General features: G+C 58.0%; 18 protein-coding genes and 3 pseudogenes. 6 read left to right on the forward strand and 15 right to left on the reverse strand.

What is annotated here, in order from left to right; all coding sequences use genetic code 11:
* The first annotated feature begins 174 nt into the window (after nucleotides 1-174).
* On the forward strand, nucleotides 175-1,080 hold the full coding sequence (locus ACMX25_RS36945) for a LysR family transcriptional regulator (protein WP_414954819.1): 906 nt from the start codon (nucleotides 175-177) through the stop codon (nucleotides 1,078-1,080).
* A gap of 108 nt (nucleotides 1,081-1,188) precedes the next feature.
* Here the strand turns inward: ACMX25_RS36945 and ACMX25_RS36950 are convergent, their stop codons facing one another.
* The 3 genes from ACMX25_RS36950 to ACMX25_RS36960 all read right to left on the reverse strand — a co-directional run bounded on the left by ACMX25_RS36950 (nucleotide 1,189) and on the right by ACMX25_RS36960 (nucleotide 6,216).
* A complete protein-coding gene (locus tag ACMX25_RS36950; protein WP_414954837.1) occupies nucleotides 1,189-2,457 on the reverse strand; it encodes an IS256 family transposase in 1,269 nt (422 codons plus the stop codon).
* A gap of 125 nt (nucleotides 2,458-2,582) precedes the next feature.
* Nucleotides 2,583-4,061, reverse strand: a complete 1,479-nt coding sequence (locus ACMX25_RS36955) for an aldehyde dehydrogenase (protein WP_414954820.1) — start codon at nucleotides 4,059-4,061, stop codon at nucleotides 2,583-2,585.
* Between the two features lie 778 nt (nucleotides 4,062-4,839).
* On the reverse strand, nucleotides 4,840-6,216 hold the full coding sequence (locus ACMX25_RS36960; RefSeq protein ID WP_414954821.1) for an aminotransferase class III-fold pyridoxal phosphate-dependent enzyme: 1,377 nt from the start codon (nucleotides 6,214-6,216) through the stop codon (nucleotides 4,840-4,842).
* A gap of 259 nt (nucleotides 6,217-6,475) precedes the next feature.
* On the opposite strand from ACMX25_RS36960, the gene ACMX25_RS36965 reads away from it, so the two are divergent.
* Entirely contained in the window at nucleotides 6,476-7,189 is a 714-nt protein-coding gene (locus ACMX25_RS36965) for a GntR family transcriptional regulator (RefSeq protein ID WP_414954822.1), read from the forward strand.
* Nucleotides 7,190-7,300: 111 nt separating this feature from the next.
* Here ACMX25_RS36965 and ACMX25_RS36970 read toward each other — a convergent pair.
* From ACMX25_RS36970 to ACMX25_RS37000, 7 genes and pseudogenes are all read right to left on the reverse strand, one after another.
* Nucleotides 7,301-7,428, reverse strand: a pseudogene (locus ACMX25_RS36970) (integrase core domain-containing protein); the annotation flags it as partial.
* Nucleotides 7,429-7,583: 155 nt separating this feature from the next.
* Nucleotides 7,584-9,014 (reverse strand): amidase, encoded by a 1,431-nt coding sequence (locus tag ACMX25_RS36975; protein ID WP_414954823.1) that lies wholly within the window; start codon nucleotides 9,012-9,014, stop codon nucleotides 7,584-7,586.
* Between the two features lie 242 nt (nucleotides 9,015-9,256).
* The gene (locus tag ACMX25_RS36980) at nucleotides 9,257-10,588 is read right to left on the reverse strand and encodes an APC family permease (protein ID WP_414954824.1); all 1,332 of its coding nucleotides are present in this window, start codon (nucleotides 10,586-10,588) and stop codon (nucleotides 9,257-9,259) included.
* Between the two features lie 1,544 nt (nucleotides 10,589-12,132).
* Nucleotides 12,133-12,291 (reverse strand): hypothetical protein, encoded by a 159-nt coding sequence (locus ACMX25_RS36985; protein ID WP_414954825.1) that lies wholly within the window; start codon nucleotides 12,289-12,291, stop codon nucleotides 12,133-12,135.
* A 45-nt stretch (nucleotides 12,292-12,336) separates the two neighbouring features.
* On the reverse strand, nucleotides 12,337-13,359 hold the full coding sequence (locus ACMX25_RS36990; protein ID WP_414954826.1) for an IS30 family transposase: 1,023 nt from the start codon (nucleotides 13,357-13,359) through the stop codon (nucleotides 12,337-12,339).
* Nucleotides 13,360-13,390: 31 nt separating this feature from the next.
* Complete coding sequence (locus ACMX25_RS36995; protein ID WP_414954827.1) at nucleotides 13,391-13,693, reverse strand: hypothetical protein; 303 nt, start codon at nucleotides 13,691-13,693, stop codon at nucleotides 13,391-13,393.
* Nucleotides 13,694-13,727: 34 nt separating this feature from the next.
* Nucleotides 13,728-13,913, reverse strand: a complete 186-nt coding sequence (locus tag ACMX25_RS37000; protein WP_414954828.1) for a hypothetical protein — start codon at nucleotides 13,911-13,913, stop codon at nucleotides 13,728-13,730.
* 387 nt (nucleotides 13,914-14,300) lie between these two features.
* Between ACMX25_RS37000 and ACMX25_RS37005 the strand changes: the two genes are divergently transcribed.
* Both ACMX25_RS37005 and ACMX25_RS37010 read left to right on the forward strand, forming a co-directional pair.
* Nucleotides 14,301-14,681, forward strand: a complete 381-nt coding sequence (locus tag ACMX25_RS37005) for a hypothetical protein (protein WP_414954829.1) — start codon at nucleotides 14,301-14,303, stop codon at nucleotides 14,679-14,681.
* 186 nt (nucleotides 14,682-14,867) lie between these two features.
* Nucleotides 14,868-15,684 (forward strand): annotated as a pseudogene (locus tag ACMX25_RS37010) (IS5 family transposase).
* 868 nt (nucleotides 15,685-16,552) lie between these two features.
* Here ACMX25_RS37010 and ACMX25_RS37015 read toward each other — a convergent pair.
* The 5 genes from ACMX25_RS37015 to ACMX25_RS37035 form a co-directional block, all read right to left on the reverse strand.
* Nucleotides 16,553-16,993, reverse strand: a complete 441-nt coding sequence (locus ACMX25_RS37015) for a hypothetical protein (RefSeq protein WP_414954830.1) — start codon at nucleotides 16,991-16,993, stop codon at nucleotides 16,553-16,555.
* An 88-nt stretch (nucleotides 16,994-17,081) separates the two neighbouring features.
* On the reverse strand, nucleotides 17,082-18,968 hold the full coding sequence (locus tag ACMX25_RS37020; RefSeq protein ID WP_414954831.1) for a phage integrase family protein: 1,887 nt from the start codon (nucleotides 18,966-18,968) through the stop codon (nucleotides 17,082-17,084).
* Nucleotides 18,969-19,173: 205 nt separating this feature from the next.
* Nucleotides 19,174-19,554, reverse strand: a complete 381-nt coding sequence (locus ACMX25_RS37025) for an HVO_A0114 family putative DNA-binding protein (RefSeq protein ID WP_414954832.1) — start codon at nucleotides 19,552-19,554, stop codon at nucleotides 19,174-19,176.
* Nucleotides 19,551-19,847 carry a toxin-antitoxin system TumE family protein gene (locus ACMX25_RS37030; RefSeq protein ID WP_414954833.1) on the reverse strand — a complete coding sequence of 99 codons (297 nt, stop codon included), beginning with the start codon at nucleotides 19,845-19,847 and terminating at the stop codon, nucleotides 19,551-19,553. The genes ACMX25_RS37025 and ACMX25_RS37030 overlap by 4 nt, the downstream gene beginning before the upstream one ends.
* 570 nt (nucleotides 19,848-20,417) lie before the next feature.
* Nucleotides 20,418-21,452 (reverse strand): DNA-binding protein, encoded by a 1,035-nt coding sequence (locus ACMX25_RS37035; protein ID WP_414954834.1) that lies wholly within the window; start codon nucleotides 21,450-21,452, stop codon nucleotides 20,418-20,420.
* 167 nt (nucleotides 21,453-21,619) lie between these two features.
* Between ACMX25_RS37035 and ACMX25_RS37040 the strand changes: the two genes are divergently transcribed.
* Together ACMX25_RS37040 and ACMX25_RS37045 are read left to right on the forward strand one after the other, a co-directional pair.
* On the forward strand, nucleotides 21,620-22,054 hold the full coding sequence (locus ACMX25_RS37040; protein WP_414954835.1) for a hypothetical protein: 435 nt from the start codon (nucleotides 21,620-21,622) through the stop codon (nucleotides 22,052-22,054).
* Nucleotides 22,055-22,057: 3 nt separating this feature from the next.
* Nucleotides 22,058-22,609, forward strand: a pseudogene (locus ACMX25_RS37045) (tyrosine-type recombinase/integrase); the annotation flags it as partial.

A 22,609-nucleotide genomic window follows, 5' to 3' on the forward strand; every position in this document is an offset into this window, starting at 1 on the left:
TCAGGCGGCGCTGAGGGCGCATTTGGAACTGGGTGTCCGCTCGCATAAGCGTGTGTTGGTTTTGTGTTGCTGAGATTGCTACCGGTATAGAAGTAGCGAAAGGATCGGCTGCATCTCACCGCCACATGCAGCCACTTAATAAGACGTGATCAGTCTTCACCGCCGGAATCTTTCATGGTCAATCCTACTCACTTCGACTTGCATTCGTTGCGGGTCTTTTTGCTTGTCGCGGAATACGGAAGTCTGACGAAAGCAGCTGAACACGGGCAGCTGACCCTATCGGCGATCAGCAAGCGCATCGCTGAACTTGAGAGCGTGACGGATTGCGCCTTGCTGATCCGGCGGTCCAGAGGCGTGGAGTTAACGGCCGCAGGACGCGGTCTGCTGGATCATGCCAGCAAGGTGCTCGATCAGGTCAATAGTATGGCAAGCGAGATAAGCGATTACGCTATCGGCGTGCGTGGCCACGTGCGCATCTGGGCCAATACGTCTGCTATCGTTCAATTCCTGCCTGCTGACCTCGCGCGATTCTTAGATGAGAACCAAGGCATTAAGGTCAGTCTTGAAGAGCGCCTAAGCGGCGAGATTGTAGAAGCGGTGAGATCCGGAAAAGCCGATCTCGGCGTGTTTGCTGATAACGTCCCGGCTCTCGGAATCGAGCGGCGCCTTTATCGGAAGGATGAGCTTGTCTTGCTGGTGCCTCGAATGCACAAGTTTGCGGGCCGGGAATCTATCCAATTTGCTGAGACCCTTGACGAGGAGTATGTGGGCCTGAATGCGGGGAGTTCCCTGTTAGCACGCATGACCGACGCGGCTTTCGCCGCGGAGCGGCCCCTCAAGTTGCGGATTCAGGTTACCAGCTTCGACGGAATTTGCCGAATGATCGAAGCTGGATTGGGGATCGGAATTCTGCCTCGCGCTGCAGTGCGGCAAGAATTGGTAGCGGCCGGCCTTCGACTAGTCGGTTTGTCTGACCCTTGGTCCTCGCGAACTCTGTGGGTCGGGGCAAGTAACTCTACTTTACTGGCTCCAGAAGCGGCGCGACTGTTCGCGTTTATATCGCGACCGCCGGGCGATTAATCCCTTGAAAAACCCCAGCGCGCACGAGCATATATAGGAATCAGCAAAGCTTGCCCGCGCTTCATGGTGAGATAAAGTCAAATGTGGTGTTTGGAAAGTTCGGTCTGATCAGGCGGCAAGCGGTTGCTGAGCCGGTGTGCTGTCGGTCACCGGTAGTCCGTCTTTGAAAGGAACGCCTTCGAGCAGTGAGGCGACTTTTTCGGGCGCACGAATGCGCCGCCACGATTTTTCCGCCGACTCAATCAGCTTGAATGCGAGGCCAAGGAAGGTCGGACGCGAAACGCAATTGCGCGTGCGAGTTGTTCGATGCCGAACTGTGGCGAAGATCGACTCAATGGGATTGGTTGTTCGCAAGTGCTGCCAGTGTTCGGCAGGAAAGTCATAGAAGGCAAGCAACTCATCGCTGTCGTTTGTGAGTTTCTCCGTCGCTTTCGGATACCGGGCCGCATAAGCGTCAATAAAGCGGTTGAAGGCCACGAGTGCTTCTTCGCGTGTGGCGGCTTGCCAGATCTCCTGCAGGCCAGCTTTGGCCCGACCATGCTGCGATTTGGGCAAAGCGTTGAGTACATTTCCAGTCTTGTGAAACCAGCAGCGCTGGCGTCGAGTTTTTGGGAACACTTCGGCCAATGCTGCCCACAGCCCCATTGCTCCATCGCCGGCCGCGAGCAGTGGACCGCTTTGTAGGCCTCGTGCCTTCAGATCCAGCAAGAGCTCGCACCAGGCATCCTTCGACTCGCGGAAACCATCGCCGATCGCCACGCGCTCTTTCGTTCCGTCCGGCTTCACGCCGATGATGACCAACAAGCACTGGCCGTCCGAATCGTCGCTGCGCAGCCCCGTGTGGATGCCATCGGCCCACCAATAGACCCAGCGGGAGTTTGATAGATCACGCTGATTCCACAGGGCGTGCTCGTCGGCCCACTGAGCCTTCAGACGGCTGACCACGTTGGGCGAAAGACCTTTGGCCTCTTCGCCCAGCAGCACGCTCAGCGCCTCGCCCATGTCGCCGGTCGAGACGCCACGTAGATACAGCCAGGGCAACGCCGCCGACACGCGGGGTGACTTCCGAACATAGGGCGGCACGATGTTCGAATTGAACTTCACGCCCGAACCCGAGCGATCGCGAACCTTCGGCACCTTCACTGTAATTGGGCCAATCGCCGTGACAACCTCGCGCTCAGGAAGGTAGCCATTGCGAATCACGGCCCGCCTCCCGTCGAGCGTCTTCACGTTATCGTAGCGTTCGAGCAATGTCGTCAACTCCACCTCAATAGCTTGCTGGATGATCCGCCGCGCGCCTTGCTGAATCAAATCGTCAAGGCCGCTGGGCCGTGCTTCCGATTTACCCGCGCTCGTTTCTTCTGTAACCTTCTTCAGCGGTGTGGATCCCGGTTTGGCTGGTTGTTACTCTAGACAAGCAACATTCTCAGCTAAACCGCCACCGCCTTCAAATTCCTGCCTCACCCGAACACCACTTTCGACCATAACTCCTTCATGGTTCGTTAACCGAGTACGAATGGGTTCGGTGTTTCAACCGACGTGCTAATCCATACACTTTTGGTCTGCAAGTATTCGTAGATTGCGTCGATACCGTTCTCATGACCGAGGCCTGAATTTTTATGGCCGCCGAAGGGACTCATATAGCTGAGAGTCCGATACATGTTGATCCACACGTTCCCTGCTTCCAACCGTTCTGACATTACCAAGCTGCGGCGCATACTTGACGTCCAAACCCCTGCAGCCAGTCCATATGGGCTGTCGTTAGCGATACGGATCGCGTCCTCTTCATCGTCAAAAGGTATGCAGGCCAATACGGGCCCAAAAACCTCTTCTCGCGCAATACGCATGTCATTTGTGACATTCGTAAAGATTGTTGGTTCGACAAACATGCCGTTGCCGCATTCCGGGCGTTTAGATGCGCCTCCGCCCATTACGCACCGGGCACCTTCCTGCTTTGCGATATCTATATATTCAAGAATTTTTTTGAATTGGGGCTCGGTCGCTACTGGACCGACTTGGGTATTAGCGTCCATCGGATTGCCAAGCTTTGCTTGGCTTGAGAAGGCCACCACCCGTTGCACAAAGTCATCATAAATGTTCCGCTGTACAAGCAATCGGGAACCAGCCACACATGTTTGACCCGTCGCGGCGTAGATTCCGGACACAACGCCCTTAACAGCGTTGTCAAGGTTGGCGTCGTCGAAGACGATGTTTGGGGATTTTCCACCAAGCTCCAATGTTACGCGCTTAAGGCCCCGCGCAGCAGTTTCGTAAATCCGGCGTCCTCCACTCTCACTTCCAGTAAATGCTACTTTTCTTACCGTCTTATTCCTTACGAGAGCCTCACCGATCTCGTTCCCGAAGCCCGTGACAACGTTGACGACCCCTGGCGGAAATCCGGCTTCTTCAAAGAGCTTAACAAACTCGAGTGTCGAGGCCGATGCGTATTCAGACGGTTTAATGACAAATGTGTTCCCGGCGGCGAGCCCGGGGGCGAGCTTGTTCGCAAGCAACAGAAGCGGCGAATTCCACGCGGTAATTGCGACGCAGACACCAAGGGGTTCATGGCGGGTAAAATTAAACGTGTCCTTTTTGTCGATGGGAATGACGGCTCCCTCGATCTTGTCTGCCAAGCCACCAAAGTAGTAGAAATACTGCGGGATGTAACGCAGTTGGCCGAGCATTTCTGCGAGCAATTTGCCATTGTCGGTCACTTCAATACGCGCTAAACGTTCCGCATCGCGCGCAATCAAGTCTCCAAGCTTTCGGAGCAAACTGCCTCGAGCGCTTGCAGTTAATCCCCGCCACGCTGGCGTTCTAAACGCCTTGTCAGCTGCCGCTACTGCAATGGCACCATCCTCTGCGTTGCCCCGCGGCAACGTGGCCCATACGGCACCTGTGAACGGATTGGTGGTCTCGAACCGCGCGCCTTCAACTGAGTCCACCCAGGCGCCATTGATGTACATTTTGTAGTCAGTCATGCCTCTAATTCCCAAAGATAAAAATCTATAGTGCCGGCTGATCGGTTATAAAAATCACCAACGCCCACTTAAAAGTGCCTGCTACCATCGATTCGAGCGTGTGCTAATGGTCATCGATTAACGCCGTTGCACTCATGTTCTCTGCTCATGAAATAGCCTCTCCGTTTTCGGCTTCGGTCAGCGGACGCACCCGAAAGACAATCGCCACAACCGCTACCAGATTTGAGATAGCAGTGAGGGAGCCGATCTCAAGTGGATCAGAGACACCGGTGCTTCGGATAAGGGCCGGCACCCAAAATGCCAACGCATAAATGTCCATACGCAACAAAAATAGGAGGCAGAAAGTTTCCAGACGTTTCGATCGCGCACAAACCCGCGGATCGAGTGGTGTTCCGAGGCCGACGCTCGATCGCGTTCGAGTGCGCATAGCATTCCGGTCTTCTCTTCGGGAGTTAAAATCGCTGCCGGATCTCCGAAGCGTCATATCGATCGCAAATGTACCGCCTTAACTCGAAAGCTCCTGCCTGCGAAGGGGACCTGTGGTGAGTGAAGCAATCATGAGTGCATCAATGCGCTCCGACAATTTACCGCACCGTAAGTGCCATTTCCCAGCACCCACTTTGCGTGAATTCCAACGTATTGAGAATCAAAGGATTTTCAATGACCCTTTCCGTGTGAGAAAGCGCGCGAAGCTGGGAGACGATGGGTCGTTCGTTGCGCGCTAATTTATCGCCATGAACGTGGCCATTCAAATGGCCACGTTCATCAAAGTGGTAGATCAAAGCAGATCGGTGATTTCCGCTGTAACCTCGTTGATCACGGCGCGGACGCGTTCGACCAGAATATCGATTTCCGCTTTCGTGATGCAAAGCGCGGGTGCCAGTGCGATGACGCCTTCTGGATAGGCGCGGAACAGGATCTTGTGACGTTCCGCAGCCTTGAGGATACGCTCGGCGACTTTGAGGTTAAGGTCGATCTGCTGCTTGGTTGTCTTGTCGGCAACCAATTCAACAGCTGCCAGAAGGCCCCTGCCCCTGACATCACCCACCAAGGGGAGGTCATGCAGTTCGTTGAGCTTCTCCAGGAAATAAGGCCCGACATCTTGTCCGTTAGCGAGAACGCCTTCTTCTTCGAAAATGCGCAAGACCTCCAGGCCAACGGCCGCCGAAACCGAGTGACCCGCATAGGTGTGGCCGTGGCCGACGGGCGTTCCGTTTGGCGTCGCTTCAGAGATGCGGCGGAAAACCTTGTCCGATACAAAGACCGCTCCCATCGGCGAGTAGCCGGACGTCAGCCCCTTCGCCACGGTCATGAAGTCTGGATCGACATCTTCCGCAGAGCTTGCGAACAGTGGACCGGTGCGACCGAAGCCCGTGATGACTTCGTCGACGATGAACAGAATGCCCAACTCACGGCAGGCCTCTCGAATGGCTTTCAGAAAACCGACGGGCGGCACATGCACGCCGCCGGAGGCCTGGATGGGTTCGCAGATGAACGCTGCAACCTTGTCGGCGCCCAGTTCAGCGACCTTGTCGCGGAGAGCCTGGACGGTCGTTTCAATGACCGCCGCGCTATCGTGCCCGTTGGGGTGGCGGTAGGGAGATGGCGTCGGAATATGATGTTGAAGCGGTGTAGGGACGTCGAAGTTCTTGTGGAAAAGGGCCATGGCGGTCAGGCCCGACGATGTTGTCGAGACGCCGTGATAACCGCGGTCCAGGGCGATAAAATGCTTCTTTTCAGTAAGGCCCAAAGCGTTGTTATGGTAGTGGACGAACCTCACTGCAGTATCGACGGCATCGGAACCGCCGCCGGGCACAAAATAGATATGCGTGCAATCTCCGGGCGCGCGTTCTGCAAGTGCTGCTGCAAGCCGCGCCCCCGGTTCCATCGTCTGGCCGAAATAGGCTGGCGCATAGGGCAGCTTACGCATCTGCGCGGCGGCAACGTCAGCAACCGAGTCATGACCATAACCGATGTTCACGCACCACAGGCCGGCAAAGGCGTCAAAAAGATCGCTGCCGTCAGCGGTTTTGAACCAGACGCCTTTTGCGCTTTCAAGTGTACGCGACGCACCCTTTTGCTCATGCTCGCCCCAGTTTGAAAGTGGATGGATCCAGTTTTTGTCCATCTCGGCGATAGAATTCGCTTGTGTCATCTGCAGTTCCTTTAGAGATACGCCGGCGGGTCTGGCGGTGCAGATCGCCTGGAATTTTAGGGACGCTGCGCATGCCCGACACGTCATCGTGAGATCATTCAATGCCACGTCAGCATCTCACTAAAGTGTAAACACTTTAGTGAGTGTGTCAACATAATAAATTCAGTGAAAACAAAAATCACAAACTGATTGCGTCTACTGGTCCCGCGCGTAAACTGTCTAGGAGGCAACGCGTAACGTAGACGGTCAAAGTGAAAAAATGAGTGAAATCAGTATTGACGAACGTTCTCCAGTCGTGGACCCGGTGACGATCGCAGCGGAAGCGTTGCGGGAAAAGATTTCAACAGGAGTTCTGGCACCTGGAGATCGCATATTCGAAGCGCAAATGGCACGAGAGCTGTCGATTAATCGTCCCCATGTCAGGGAAGCCGCCCGTCAGCTCGAACGAGAGAGACTTCTGGTCTCGAAGCCCAACTTGGGGTTTCTCGTCAGAGAGATGACAGTCGGAGAATTTATCGATCTAATTGACGTTCGCGTCGCGGTTGAGCGTCATGCTGTCAGGGCTGTGGTGAAACGCACGGATGTCGAGGCAATAGTGGATAGCTTGCTCGACATTACCAGCGAGATTGAGGACTGTGTTCTACGACAGGATTTAGAGGGCGAAGCGGAGGCAGATCTGCGTTTCCATAAGCTTATCGTCAATTCTGCTCGTAACAATCTCCTTATTGATATCTATGATGGACTAGCAGTCGAGTTGCGCATTTCAATGCGTTTGATGGGCGCTGCGGCTCGCGACTGGGCAAATTTGCCCCAACAACATCGAGATCTTGCCGAGGCAATCAGAACCACCGATGTGTCGGTTGCGGAAGCCGCTGTCGAGCATCATATTTCGACAAACTGGGACGAGGCGATCGCAAGCCTAATGGCACGCAATGAGATTCCTCTATCGGTCATGATGGGCAAAGGAAAATAGAAGAACGCAGTTGAACAAAATCAAGCGCGGAATATTGTGGCGCCGTAAATTCTTGATACGTTACCTATGCGGCTCATTTTTAGCGATGCTAAATTCAAGCCAAAAATTCAACAGGCTCTCGTTGAGCAGTTCGTCGCGCATGCGTCGTTTTGCATCGGTTTGCCCGGCGCGAAGTAGCGCCACTCGACCTTGTGATCTTTTGATCTGGCAAGGATGGCATTCGATGTGAGTTCGGTGCCGTAGCACAGTGGGAATCGTGCCCTGCCGTGGCCGACGGTGCGCGAAGCGCAGCGCGTCGTCCTGGTGGTCATGGTCGGCCCTCGGGTCTCTAAAGTGAAGTTGTTGAAGCCACACTTTGTGATCGGTGACAACGCAGGGAGGGATTGCAACGACTTCACTTCGCTGCGCATCGTTGCATAGACAGAGAAGCTTCCAATGCTGTGCCAAAAGACAATACCTGTTCGTCGGCAAAACGCCGGCCGATGACCTGAAGCCCCACCGGTAAACCGTTAGACGCAAGTCCGGCAGGCAGCGACAGGGCAGGAAGCTGGGGCACCATGTTGAAGGGGCAGGTCATGTCAAGGCCTGCAAAACGACCGTCCGCAAGTGTCGTCATATAGTCGTCATCGCATTCGGTCAGGGTCGCTGCGGTGATCGCGCAGGTCGGGCACAGCAGCGCATCGTAGGTTTCGAAAATCTTTGCCATGTCCCGCCACATCGAGGTGCGGAGCAGTTCCACTCGTTTGTAGTCCGTCGCATTGGCAACAAGTCCACGCTTGATAATCGCGACGACTGCGGGATCCATGTGGTGTTCATGCTGCTTCAGCCGGTCACCAAAAAAAGAAGACATGAACACGCACCAGACGTCGAACCATTGGTCGTTGACGGCCCTGGTCCAATGCATAGGCACTTCTTCGACGGTGGCACCCAGGCTGCGAATTTTCTCGATCGCCTCGCGGATGACGACGTCGACTTCCGGCTGGATATGGTAGTAACCGAGATCCATGGAGAAGGCGAAACGTTTGCCTTCCAGACTTCCCTTGCGCGCGGTCTCTGCGGAAAAATTCAAGGGTAGCGACATGATGTCTTCGTCGCTCGGGCCGCTCGCCGTATCCATGAAGGCGATGGCATCACCCACGGTGCGAGCCAGTGGCCCGAAATGCGAGAGGTTGTCAAAGACGCTTGGCAGGATCGTCATCGGGATGCGTCCCAGGCTTGGCTTCAGCCCGACCACACCGCAGAAAGCTGCAGGAATGCGCACGGAGCCTCCCATGTCGCTGCCCTCGGCAAAGGGAACGACACCCGTAGCGACGGCAACGCCCGAACCGCCGGAAGAGCCGCCGGGGGTCTTCTCCATATCCCACGGATTGCGGGTCGCCCCCCATCGCGGGCTATTCGTGAAGCTTGACCAGGCGAATTCCGGTGTCGTCGTCTTGCCGATGAGAATGGCGCCGGCCTCCTCAAGCCGCCGGATGCAGAGGGCAGTTTCTTCCGGCACCCATTCGCCCGACGTCCAGGAACCAAGCGTGGTCCGGTCTCCCTTCGTCGGCGTCAGATCCTTCGCCGCGAAAGGCACGCCCTGAAGCGAACCGCCGATCTTGCCTTCAGCGATTGTCCGGTCCGCGTTGCGCGCTGAAACCATTGCCTCCTCATCGCGGATCACCGTGAATGCATTGCATGCCGCGTTCACGGTTTTTGCCCTGCGGATCGATTCCGATACGACTGTCTCGGCGGTGAACTGTCCCGCGCGGATCCCGCTTGCGATTTCGGTTGCCGGCAGGTCGAGGGGATGAAGCGCTGAAGGGGTTTGCAGTGGCTTGTTCATGGGTGTGTTTCCGTTATTTAGGGCTTGTTGCATTTCAGCGGCAAAGCGTGCTTGCTGCGAGGGCCGGTCCATGTCTGCTTTTGGGATGCCAGGAAAGGTCTGTTTTTCGATGAGTTCCGCTGTGAAACCGAACACTAACCTCTTGCTTAGGCCTACTCAAAGCTGAGCATCTCAAGCCAGGCGGCGCTGTTTCGCCTGTTTCTGGCGTGAGGCAGGGCCAGACCGGGCCTCATTGTGACGATTTATTCCCCGAAATCCATCTCCGGAGGGACCGTCTGGAAGAAGCGTGTGAGATAGGCAAGGTAAGCAACGCCGACCGCCAGCCAGACGACACCAAGGATCTTGGCGTTGGTGTCGAGGTTCCAGAGCAGGAAGAGATCGCAGACCGCCGCGACTGTTGGGATGACGAGGCCGATCAAAGCGCCCAGAGGCTTAACCTCTGCATGGCCCTTGAAATACAAAGCGATCACTGAAAGATTGACGGCCGCGAAGGCCAGGAATGCGCCGAAGTTGATGAAGGAGGTGGATGTCGTGACGTCCATGGTCAGAGCCAGCAGGCCGACGAGGCCGACGAGAGAGAGGTTGAGCACCGGCGTATGCCACTTCGGATGCAGTCTGCCAAAGAAGGATGGTGGCAGCACCTTGTCGCGTCCCATGGCGTAGAGCAGACGGCCGACGCTTGCCTGCGCGGCCAGACCGCCCGTGAACTGCGCAACGACGAGCGTGGCGAGGAAGATCGTGACGAACAGATCGCCGCCAATCGCCTTTGCGATTTCTGTAGCCGCAGCATCGGCGGAAACGAATTCGAAACCCGGATGGGCAAGCTGCGCGAAATAGGCCGAGGGAATGAAGACCAGGCCGCCGACAAGTGCTGTGATTATGATCGCCCTTGGCATCGTGCGCTCGGCGTCCTTGGTTTCTTCGGTCAGCGTCGATATTGCGTCAAAACCGAGAAACGAATAAGCGGCAATGCCGGCGCCGGCGACGGAAGCCGAGAACGGCACGTGCGCCGAGAAGAACGGCTTGACGGAGGCAAGGCCGCCGGGGCCGTTCAGTGCAATGACATATCGCGCAGCCAGAAAGATGAAGGCTGCGACAACCACAAGCTGCACCAGCATCAGGATGAAATTAATGTAGTTGGCAAAGGCGATGCCGATGACGTTGACGGCGGTGGTCAACCCAATAAAGCTGATGATCCAGACCCAGGCCGGAATTGTTGGGAAGGCGGATGTCAGATAGGCGGCGCCGATCAGCCAGGCCACCATCGGCAGGAAGAAATAATCGAGCAGGACCGCCCAGCCGACGAGGAATCCGAAGCTGGGATTGATCGATCTGCGAGCATAGGTATAGGCCGATCCGGCAAACGGATAGACGCGCGCCATGACGCCATAGCTGATGGCTGTCAGAAGGATCGCCCCGGTGGCCACGAGATAGGCCATTCCCGTCGTCCCCTGGCTTGCCGTGGCCAGCGCACCGAAGGTGCCGAAGGCGATCATCGGTGTCATATAAGCCAGGCCGAAGAGCACGACGGACCAAAGCCCGAGCGTACGGTCAAGTTTTACAGTGTTGTTCATGTTCCGTCTCCGTGAATAGTTGTTTGATCCTCTCGGAAACTGCGCAAGTGCAGGTTATTCAGCTATTCCCGCGCAGGTTTCCTTCCCGCCGTTTTTATCGATCGGTTTGCACGGCAAAGCCAGTTTTGGCCGTCTCGGCCGCACGCACCTTAAACGGAAAGGCGGCTGCGAGCGCAGCAGCACCCATTGATTGCGTGAACCTACGGCGGCTGGCATTAGTCGACATGCTGACAACTCCGGATCGTGCTGCGTCAAAGGAATGGCGAAGCTGACGCGAGCCCGCACACCTGTTATTCGGCGATGCCCGTTCGCCCGATGAGCATCAGTCTAAGGCAAACATTAAAAGTGTCAACACTTCTAAAAGAATGTTGTCACTTTATTATTCTTGGAATTTAAGCACATCGCGAATCGATCTCAATGCCCGATCGGAATGGAAGCTTTGGGGGGACCCAACACTGGACTCGGCGACTGCTCGCGATGGGTCGCGAAGTAATGTTGATGTCGGGGGCGAATTCTGAGTGGGCACAAAGTCGAGGGCATTGCGGTATTACAAGGCTCGACTGGCGAAACCGCGCGCTCGGCCGCACTGCGGCTGGCGCAACGAGATAAGGTCAAGGCACCGTTGGTCCCATGTATTCCGATAACGCGCCCGGGGGCCTTAGCGTCGCGCAACGCTACAACTTGGTGTTCGCGCCCGATCAAGGCAGAATGTGGTTATATCAGCGGGGCTACAGATCCGTCGTATTGCTGCTTTCCGATATCGACTATAGACATGACGTAGAACATCTGGTGCGCGCGGAATGGGACGAACCAGGATCGAAAGTGAAACTCGCAAGTGTCATTTGCTATCCCTATGGGCAGACGGAACTACAGGGTGAACTGACAAAGGCGCTCGCAGCCCAAACCAGATTTCACCTGGAGCGAGGACTGGTCTGTTCCAGATGAAATCTCACTGATTAAAATCTCGCACGATCTGAAATACATCGGTGGCCTCACCATCTCGTGTTCAACCGATCGAAGCATCATCAGTCAGGTACCTCCCGTTTTGGTCGCTTGGTTGAGTGGCCTGCGCAGCAGAGGCGCGTGGCCAGCTCCCAGACCACGGCGAGTCGACTATTTACGATTTCAATCTTCCGTGAGTTGGCTGGTCGGCTGCATGGAATCCGTTGGTGCGACTACACGTGTTTCGGTAACCTTATTTCTTGGTGGATCGGCGACGTTGTTAGGCATTCGTACAAATTCGATGGGTGGTTCACGCGGATAGCGCGGGGTGTACCTTGGGCAGGTTCAATCACTGGTGGCGAAGCGTGGGGTATCCGTGTTCGGGGAAAGAGGGGTTCACATCCGTGGCTCTGGCAGCACCGTGCTTTTGGAGCACCTATGAATAAAAACTGCACGCTGTGGACACTTAGGGTAGAGCGGTGAAAGCGTTTTCTTTGCTTCGTTTCTTTGTCGCTTTCGACGCAAATCGCATGCATTGAGTTTTGGTAATTCATCCCGGCCGACTGCAACGCATCTGCGTAGGCGATCACCATGCCGCCGGCTCATTGAGCCGCAAAAAATCCTCGTTCACGCACATCTGAACCGTCGCCGACCAGCAGGCGGGCCATTAGTTTTGATATTTCGCCCGGGGTAAAAAACTGACCACTGCGGTCATTGCCGAGATCCACTGCCATGTAGATGGGACCGAGCACATCGCCCACGGATCCAGTCGCCGGGCGGTCTCAAGTCGAAGTGCAACAGCTAGGTTAATGTTTAGATGACGTTGCTAGATCCGCTGCTTGTAGCGTCGCGGCGAATACCTCGAAGGGCGAATGAAACGCGTGTGTGGCACGAGGTCGGTTGTTCAAGCTGTCGGCAATGATGTCGAGGTCCGCCTGACTATGGACGGAAAGGTCGGTGCCTTTGGGCAAGTACTCGCGCAACAGGCCATTGGTATTTTCACAAGTTCCGCGCTGCCACGGGCTATGTGGATCGCAAAAATAGACGTTCACGCCAGTTTGAGCGGCAAGTTCTTGATGTCGTGAGAGCTCACGCCCCTGGTCGTAAGTGAAGCTTTGACGCAAGTGTTCGGGAATCGAGTTGAGCTTGGCCGAGAAGCCGGCCAGTGCAGATTCGGCTGTGGCATCGTTCATCTTGGCGAGCAGTACCAGACGGCTTGTTCTCTCCACCAACACGCCAACTGAGGAGCGATTGCCTTCGCCTTTGATGAAGTCGCCCTCCCAGTGCCCGGGCATCACGCGATCCTCGATTTCAGGTGGGCGCACATGAATGCTGACCATATTGGGAATTTGCCAGCGACGATCATTGCCCCGTGTGCGCGACATGCGGGCGCGATGAGCACGACGCAAACAAGCAATAAGTTGACGCCGTAATTCTCCGCCTGGGTGGGCGTAGATGGTTGTGTAAATCGTTTCGTGCGAGATCTGCAAAGTCGGATCGGTGGGAAACATACGCTTGAGGACTCCAGAGATTTGCTGAGGCGACCAACGCCACTCCAGCAGCGTAAGGACGACCCTCCAGCAGGCGCTGTGAGGCCCGAGTTTGGGCGTGACGGCAGTGTCAGCTCGTCGCGCCGAACTGAGCGCGTGCGCCGCCGCTGGGACATAACCGAGCACAGAGCTATTGCGCCTCAGTTCACGGCTGAGCGTAGAGGCCGAGCGCCCGAGTATTCGGGCCATGGCCCGAATACTCAATCCCCGTTGACGCAGGCTCGCAATCTCCAGACGTTCCTCGGCTTGCAACTGCTCGTACTGATTCGCTTTGTGCATTACAACACCTTATACGCTTCGGTGTTGCGCTTCAATTTTGAGCCCGCCCCGTTTCATCCTCAAAGCTCATGACCAGTTCGGCCAGCATCTTGGGAAAGGTCTGTACCTCTTCCAGGGTGTATTTTGCGACGATCTCAAGATAGCGGCGCTCGCGTGCTTCAAATTGCGTCTTGTCGATCGCGTTACTGATCGACACCGCAGACAGTTCCACGAAATCAGAAAACACGTCGAGCGTATGATGCCGACGACTCATTTGCTGAATCAGTTTGACCAGCTCTTTCGGATGGTTGCCGGTCGTCGTTGCGTGTTTTTGTTGTGTGGACTTATTCGACATCTGGTTTGTTATCCTAATTATGATTAAGAAAGCTTTAAGCCGCTTCGACGCGCAGGTTCCACCACTGATGTCCGTCATGTTCCATGTGAATGCGTGAACCATTCATCTCCACGATTCGCACATCGCCCTTCGTTACTGCTCTTTGGTGAGCCTCGGGGGGTGCGAGGGGAACGCCCGCGGTGTCGGTGGTGTGGCTGGTGTGGGGGGATGGTGTGCTCATGGTTTCGTCCTTTTTCTGTCGTTCTGTTGCATCTGCTCTTCGGAGCCGCCTCGGCGCATGGGTTGCACGGGCCGGGCGAGGTGCCAGGGCAAGACCGGAAGCCGCATGCGGAGCACAGCCGCAGGCGAGTACCGAACGGGTGACAGGCGTGGCGAAGCGAACCCTTGCGCCGCGTTCGGCTCGTGCTATGCGACGGATAAGAGGCGGCTTTGAAGGGCTGTTGCAACGCGGTTAGAACGACGGACAAAGGATGGAGCGCAACAGCCGTGTTTCCCACGCCAGCCACGCCACAGCGCGGGAGCCCTAGCGGCTCCTGCGCTTTTTCTCGGCGCGTGAGCGCCGCTGTTCAGTGACTTGCTCGGGGTGAAAAGAGGTGTTCGATACTGTATGTATATACAGTGGTTCGCTGTGTCAGCCCTTCCCCGCAACGTCGAAGATATTCATCCCGCGCTTTGGCGCGGTTCTCAGCTCGCCCGTGCCTTTGGACGCACGATGGACACGGGATATGCGGCGCTCTCGGCGCAGCTGCCAGGTGGCGGCTGGCCGGTCGGCACGCTGATCGAGCTTCTGGTGTCGCACCCCGGCATCGGTGAAATGCGCCTGCTGCGCCCCGCGCTCGCCACGGCATCAACGGGATCGATCGCACTCGTGCAACCGCCTCAGGTGCCCTACGCCCACGCGTACGCGTATTTCGGCATCGACCTGGCCAGGCCGTTGTGGATCCGCACCGCCACGCCGACGCCTTGTGGTCGACTGAGCAGATCCTGAGAGCAGGCAGCTGCAGCGCGCTCATTCTCTGGCAGAACCACATTGGCGCCGAGTCGTTGCGGCGGCTGCTGCTTGCCGCGCAGTCGTCGGAGACGCTGTTTTTCGTCATGCGGCCCTTAGAGACCATTTCAAAAAGACCCCGAGGGGGCTGTAACCTTGCCCATCTGAACAACAGGAACCAAGGGGATGGGCACGCCGATCATTGATGACGAGCTGTGGGCATTAATCGAACCTTTGCTGCCGCCGCCAAAGCCGCGACGCAAGAAATATCCAGGCCGCCGCCCGGTTCCGGACCGGGCTGCACTGAACGGCATCCTGTTCGTGTTCAAGACCGGGATACGCTGGTGCGACCTGTCAATCAAGTTGGGATTTGGTTCGGGCCCGACCTGCTGGTGGCGCTTGCGCGACTGGCAAAAGGCCGGCGTGTGGGACCGGCTGCACCAGTTGCTGCTCACGAAGTTACGCGATGCCGGCAAGCTCGATTTCTCACGAGCAGCGGTCGATTCATCGTCGGTGCGAGCCGTTGGGGCGGGCGAAAAACTGGCCCGAACCCCACGGATCGCTCGCGACCCGGTTCCAAACATCACATCCTCGTCGATGCGAATGGCGTCCCATCAGTGCCATCCTGACCGGCGCGAACCGCAACGACGTCACCCAATTGCTGCCGCTCGTCGATGCCATTGCGCCGATTCGCGGCGCACATGGCCGGCCGCTCCAAAAGCCCAAAGTCATTTACGCCGATCGCGGCTACGACTCCGAACCACATCGCCGGAAACTTCGCAAACGCGGCATTAAGCCGGTGATCGCGAAGCGCCGTACCGAGCACGGCAGTGGTCTCGGTAAATATCGCTGGGTGGTCGAGCGCACTCACGCATGGCTCCACAACTTTCGTCGTCTTCGCATTCGCTTCGAGCGTCGCGCCGACATTCACGAAGCATTCCTCAAACTCGGTTGCTCCCTCGTCTGCTGGAACAGCTTTAAGCGTACGGAGCAGTCTTTTTGAAACGGTCTCTTACAACATTTGCCAATACGGCCATTGGCGCATGCAATGGCATTGAACAATCGCGCTACGGTAAAGCGCCGACCGGCCTGCTGAACAGCATGATCGGCCAGGCAGCCAAAATCCGGATCATCATCGCGAGTGGGTATCCGGGATGGCTGGGCACGCCGGCTTCGACCTTTTTTGTTGAGCGTTTGGATTGCGTACAAATCCGCATTTGCACCGGTGGCGCATCCGCTCCGAAAGGGGCGCGGAACGCCGACACCCAAGGCCGCTCATCCGTCGGGTCTTCGAGGAGCCGGTCAGCCTCATCGCCTGGAGTCGGTCTGCGCCTCGCGTGCACGCGATGCGATCGCGGCGGAACACCATGAACTCCCTGCCGTCGTTCACCCTGGACGCTCGCCCGGAATCGGCGGATGCAGCAAGACGTCGAGCTGCCGCCTGACAGTCGTCGCAGTAGCACGCATTGACCATAATGGGCCGACCCCAGGCACTAAGCTCGACCGCGCCACATTGGCAATGCGCAACGAGCGCTGGATATTTTGTGTCCAAACGCTTCCTCCGCGGAGGTTCGACTATTTCACGCACAGATTTAAAAGCGATGCAGTCGGCAAGAGAAGCCAAAGCCGCAAGTCGCGTGGCGACGAAAGACCAAAATTAGCCGATCAAGGAAGTTGGCTCCTACATCAGCCCTCCAACGGCGCTTGAGCAAACCGACAATGAGCGCGGGTCTGATTCCTTATTTGTAAGTCCGAAGCTGGCGGAAGACTAACGTCTTTTCGCTTGGCACGCCTGCCGTCGGCAACAATTCAAAGATTGCTGAACCTCGCGCACGACCTGCACAGACGAAGCGGCGCGCTCACCTAAGGTCTTACGCTCCCGCGGCATCGCCCTGCGTAGTCTGTGCTCCGTGCTCACGGGACCTGCGCTCGATAGCAAAGCTCGGAAAACCCTCGTTTCTCTCCATGAGCCGGCCAAGACGCTTCTTTGCCTCGCTCAGCCGATGGACCGGCGTAGACGCCAACTGCTTATCGTGAAGATTCAGAATCACTTCCATGTGAAGGGCGTCGGCCTCAGCGATTTTCCACTGATCCGTGTCTTGCGCCTCGATGAGGCATGCCTTGAGGCTGAGTTCGGCGGCGATAAAATCTTCCTCCCGCTCGGTCAATTCCTTGCTGTCACATAAATAGAACGCCCAGTACAAGGTCTTCAGCAGTTCGCTCGCCAGATCGAGGTTGCCCTGCCCCGTCTTGAATACGGCAAGCGCCATGTGGTTTTTCAGCGAGATAGACCGCGCGAGGGATGCCGCCATTGGCAACAAGTCCGTTCGGCTAAGGGGCGCCCCTCCTTTTGCGGCTTTTCGTTTCTTCGGCTTTTGTGTCATGGTCTGGCTTTTGCCGTTAGTCCTGGTCGCCGGCATAATACTGCGCGGCAGCGTCGAGCATCCGGGCGCGCTCAGCGTGCACATAAATGGACGTCGTCTGCAGCGATGCGTGCCCGAGGATTCGCTGCACTACGTCAATAGGCATCTCGCGCGCCACAGCACGGGTGCCGAATGTGTGCCGGAATGCGTGCGCCGAAGTCTGCACAAGCTTCGCGTGCGCGTCGTGAGACAGCACGCCTTCGCGCAACAGCTCGCTCGCGATACGCTGGATCGCACTTCGAGCGAGATGCGCGAGCGCATCCGGTGAGTACGGCGCGTGAGTTGCCTCCGCCAGATCGTCCCCGTGCTTGGCAATTGACGCGTCGGTGCCGTTGATCACAATCGGCACAATCAGCGGGCCGCACGCGTCCGGCGCATCAAAATCCCGCCCCCCATCTTGCCAATGCGCGCGCAACGCGGCAATGGCCGGCCCGCTCACCGGCACAGTGCGCTCCTTCTGGCGCTTGCCGATGACCATCAGCGCCCAGACCGCAACCGGTACGGCGTCGACCATGCCCTCTTCACTTCTCGCTTGGCCGTCCTTCAAGTTGAGATCGTTTGAGGTTACCCTTCCCGCCTTCCTCGTGCTGCGCTTCGGCTTGATCTGCGCGAGACCCAAGTCTTCCCGGCGCGCGTGGGTCGCTTCATCCCGGCGCAAACCCGAATCGCCCATGAGTAAAATGGCCGCGCGCGCGATTCGCCATTGGCGCGCCTCGTCCGGTTTCGGCTTGAAACCGCCGAGATCCTCTCCCGCACATCGGGCGTCGAGCTCTGCGCGCACTGTCGCCCAAAGCTCATGGGGCAAGGCCCGTTCGACCTGCACCTGCGCTTCGCGCGACACGGTCACGGGATCGGTCACTGCGTGCCACGGGTTGCCAGCCAGATAGCGCACTGATGTCAGCCAGGCGAACGCCGCGCGAATGGTTCTGACAGCATAAGCCTGACTTTCCGGGGCGAGTCCGTTAGTCGCAAATGGGCGCCAACGCCCGCTCGCTCGCGAGCGCTTCGGTCCGACAAAGGTCTCAATTGGCGCTTTGAGGAAATCCTTGTACGCTTCGCAATCTTCCACCGTCATCGACGAGAGCGCCACGCCCCGAACGATCACAAGCCACAAGACAAGACGTTCGAGCTCGCGCGTGTACGCGCGCAGCGTGGGCGGCCGGTCGCGATAGCGATTCAGATAAGCGTGCACGGCGGCCAGGTCGTGCTCGGCGCGAATAAACGCAAAGTCCCGGCCGCGATTCGTGCCGTGCTCGCCCGAGAGCGCCGTCGGAATCGCGAGCCGCTCGAACGGCGCCAGGCGCGGCGCCTCCACCGGGCCACCGATCACGATCACGTTGCCGAGCCCCGCGACCGGCACCAGCGGCTCGGTATCGACATCGGCCTCGACGCGCTTGCCCAGGTCGGGTTCGTAGCGGCGCAACCACGCGACGATCACCCGGGCGCGGTGCGCACCGATGCGCGGGATCGAGCGCCACCAGCTGCCGCCGCGTGCGTTGCACACGTCGATCAGCGCACCGAGCGAGTCGATCCCCTCCCCCGTCAGACGCCGGGCAATCAGCGGGCGAAACCACAGGCCCACGCCGTGATCGAGCGACGGCGTTGCCGCCGCCAGACGCGAGGCCTGCTCGACCATGCGCAAGGTGACCGCCGTCAGCTTCGCGCTGCCGTGCTGCTTGATGGAGGCCTTCAGGTGCGTCGCGAGCACGGCGGAGCCATGACGCAGGGCGAGCTGCACCAGGTCTTCGAGCATCGTACCCAGAAACCGCGTCATCGCCTCGGCGCTAGCGGCGTGAGGTAAATGGCGGGGTTCATCCGGATCGTAGTAGCGACGCGCGATCACGCCCGGCTCGATGCGTTGCACGTGCCGAAAACTGCCAAAAACGCGACTTAAAGCAGATGATTAGGTCGAAACCGTGGTTCGATCCGATATACCACCGATTTTATCCATTAAACGCTTGTCTGCTAATAACAATTAGCAGACCATATCATTCGGTCGTGAACCAAGTTCGGGTGTGACGGTAACGCAATTTAAACCACGATAACAACTAGCCGCTGCGGAGCAAACGTCAGTCAATCAACACATGTAGATCGACCCGCGACGCCACTGCACGCACCACCTTGTGATTGCCATGACCCGCGTTCACCGCGGTTTCAACCGATACTAGACCAGCGCGCAGCAGCGCGTCGACGTCCCGCTTCACGGCGCTGCGATCACGGTGCAGCCGCGTTGCAATGCCGGTAATGGAGGCGGGTTCAGCCTTGATTGCCTGGAACAGTCCAATGCGAGCTGCGGTGAGCAGCCGCGCCAGGTCGGCCGGATCTTCAAAGGTGACGATGTGCGCTTCCGGAATCGGCGCTCCGCGATCGGCTTGTTGCGCGATGCGCCGACCCCGCGCGAAAAACTCCGCCTCGCTCCCGGTCCCGGTTTCAATTACTGTGTTCTTCATGTTTCCCTCCGTAACGCGGTCCAGTCGCGCGCGAACCGCTCTTCAATGTCATCAAAGTTGACGAATTCGACGGGCTCCACCTGGCCGAAGTAATGCCGGTGGTGAAACCCATGCGCATTGTCATAACCCACCACCCGCCCATTGTCGCCCTGGTGCACGTCATGATTGATGTACGCGAGGTTGTAGCGCGTCACCCTGCCAGATTTATCAACCCACACTTCCCGTCGCAGTTCGCCGTTCCCTCGACGCTTTGCGATGGTGTGGCGGTCATCGTAAATTTTTTTATCAGCCATGACCAATAATATCATGCCTGAGTAAGGACGTGGACGGCAGCCCTGGTAGGCTCCAGTCGCGAGCTTCTCTGTGCTGATCGTCGATCTCGCACGGCACAACATCGGCTATTGTCCGGGTCGCCTTAAAACGGTTCGTCGCTTCCAGCGCGGTCACAGGGGCGGATCGGCGGGCGGTCGCGGCGCGCCATTGAGCAGAACGCCATCGGCCCAAAAATCGCCACATCTGATAACTGGAGCAAGCAGGCTTGAAAAGCGATAGTCTTCAACCCGGATGTGATTCAATAAAGCGGGCTTGAGGCGGAAATTGTTCAAACACGGTTACGGCTCATACTAGTCGTCGCCCTGGCAACAATGTACCGGGTCGAGAGAGGTCTGCTGTAACCAACGAAAGGGCGACAAGCACGAAAAAGTCCACCAGAGGCAGACCACGCATTCGTAACCGGGTTCAGCAACCACCGCACGCATGAGCGCGCGAGCAGGTCGCGAACGCGGTTCACGTTTCCCGCGTTTGTTTACCGAGCGCGTTGACTACGAGGCCTCATCGGGCCCGAATATTACGGCCGAGAAAAATCAAAGCTTTTTCGTGCGCGGAGATTTGCGCACCGGCGCACTGCTTGTGCGCACGCCGGCGGTCTGCTTTGTCTTCGGCACCTTCTGCTTTGCGGTGGCATTCGCCAGTGATAGCGCCAGCTGGTCTCGCTGCTCACGCACCTGCGCTGCTTCATCGATATAACGCGCGTTCGCGGTGCGCAGCGCATTCAGATTACCCTCCAGAACACCGAGCTGCTGACGCAGATCCCCGAGTTGCCCCTGCAGCTTCTGCACCTCCTGTTGATGCCGGCTCACACCCTGCTCCGCTTTACGGCTAGCGGCGTCAAGTCCCTTCTGCAACCGTGCGGCCGCTTGCCGCTCGCGGTCGATTTCCAGCAGCGCCCGGGTTTCGGTGGCTTTAAGCCGCTCCTGCGCTAGGGCGCCGTCGGCGCGCAGCTTGTCCAGTTCATAGGCGAAGTCACGCCGAGCGGTTTCGAGCGCCAGTTGCAACTGCTGTTCGCCCCGTTGCGCGAGGCCTAGCTGATCCTGGAGCGCCGATGCCGTGGCCACGGCGACGGCCAGTGCCTGGTCCAGTTCTGCGTTGCGAGTCTGCGCGCCGTCCAGCGCGGCCGCACTGCCCGTCAGTTCCTGCCGCAACTGGTCCCGTTCGGCCTCGGCCTGAACCTGCCGAGCCCGTGCGTCCGCGACCGAGCGTTGCGCCTCGAGCTGCGCGGCGGCCAGTTCTCCTTGCGCCACGTCGACCGCCCGCGTCCAGAGCGCCGCGGCCAGCTCGCCCGTCGCGGACTGCAGCTCCGCCGGGAGATCCGGATGCTCGATGCGCACCCGGCTCTTTTCACGCAGGGTGGCCCAAAAGCGCGCCAGCGCCTCGGCCGGCGCGTTCATGCTGCCCTTTTTCACCAGTTGATAGAGCCGGTTCGCGGTCGGCGCGATGCCGTGCCTAAAAAACAGCAGCACGCAGACCTCGCGATACAGCTCCTGCGTGCGTGGGAACTGCCCGCGCAGTAGCTCTATTTCCGCGTGCAGCTGAGCCTCCAGGGCAAGTGAGGCATCCATGGTGGGCTCTTCCGGTAAGTTTGGATATAAATAATATAACGTATAACGTTAATTAACTTGAAACAAAACCTAGAATTTAGACATTATGACGATAATGTCGAGTAAAATAACGTATTGTTTGAATTGGCCACGCCTACCTCGCCATGCCATTTTCTGAGCCCCTCCGTGTGTCCGACGGCGCCCTTTTGTCGCTTAAGCCGCTCGAGCAGTTGTCTCTGCCGTCCGAGCTCGACGGTAGCCTCGGCACAAACCGCGCGCTCGGCAACCGTCCTCAAATTGCGGCGCAAAATGACGTCGACGCCATCAAGGGGTGGCTCGCGCGCTTCGTCGACACAGGAGCGACCTTCGACACCTACCGTAAGGAGTCCGAACGCCTTCTGCTGTGGTCGACCACAGAACTGAGGAGACCCGTTTCCTCGCTCACGCACGAAGACCTGCTCCTCTATCGGCGCTTTCTGGCCGACCCGCAACCGGCGCAGCGCTGGGTGATGGCCGGTCGCAAAGCGGCCCGCGCAGACCCATCCTGGCGCCCGTTCGCGGGGCCACTCTCACCTACGAGCGAACGACAGGCGATTGTGATTCTGAATACGTTCTTCGCCTGATTGGTGAACGCCGGCTACCTGGCCGGCAATCCGCTGTCTCTGTGGCGCCAACGCACGCGCAAGGCCAAGCCACGGGTAACGCGATTCCTGGAGGACGATCTCTGGCAGGCCGTCAAGGCCTCGATCGACGCGATGCCGCGTGACACTGCCCGCGAGCAGGAGCACCACGCGCGGGTGCGCTGGCTGATTTCGCTCTTGTATCTGATGGGTCTGCGCATTTCGGAAGTCGTGAGCAATCCGATGGGGGGCTTTTTTAGGCGGCGGGACCGCAACGGCCAGGACCGATGGTGGCTGTCGATCACCGGCAAGGGCGACAAGGAACGTTTGCTTCCAGCAACGACGGAACTAATGACAGAATTCGCACGGTATCGCCGACACTACGATCTCGCGGCCCTCCCCTACAGCGGCGAAACGACACCGCTGCTGTTGCCGATAGGCGGCGCCCACCGGATGCTGACCCGCGGTGCTGTGCATCTGATCATCAAGCAGGTATTCGACAATGCCATCGGGCACTTGCAGTCCACGGGCGAAGCGCACGAACGCGCCGCAGAACGG

Origin of the sequence: Caballeronia eucalypticola, assembly GCF_047608185.1 — a bacterium.
Classification (GTDB): Bacteria; Pseudomonadota; Gammaproteobacteria; order Burkholderiales; family Burkholderiaceae; genus Caballeronia.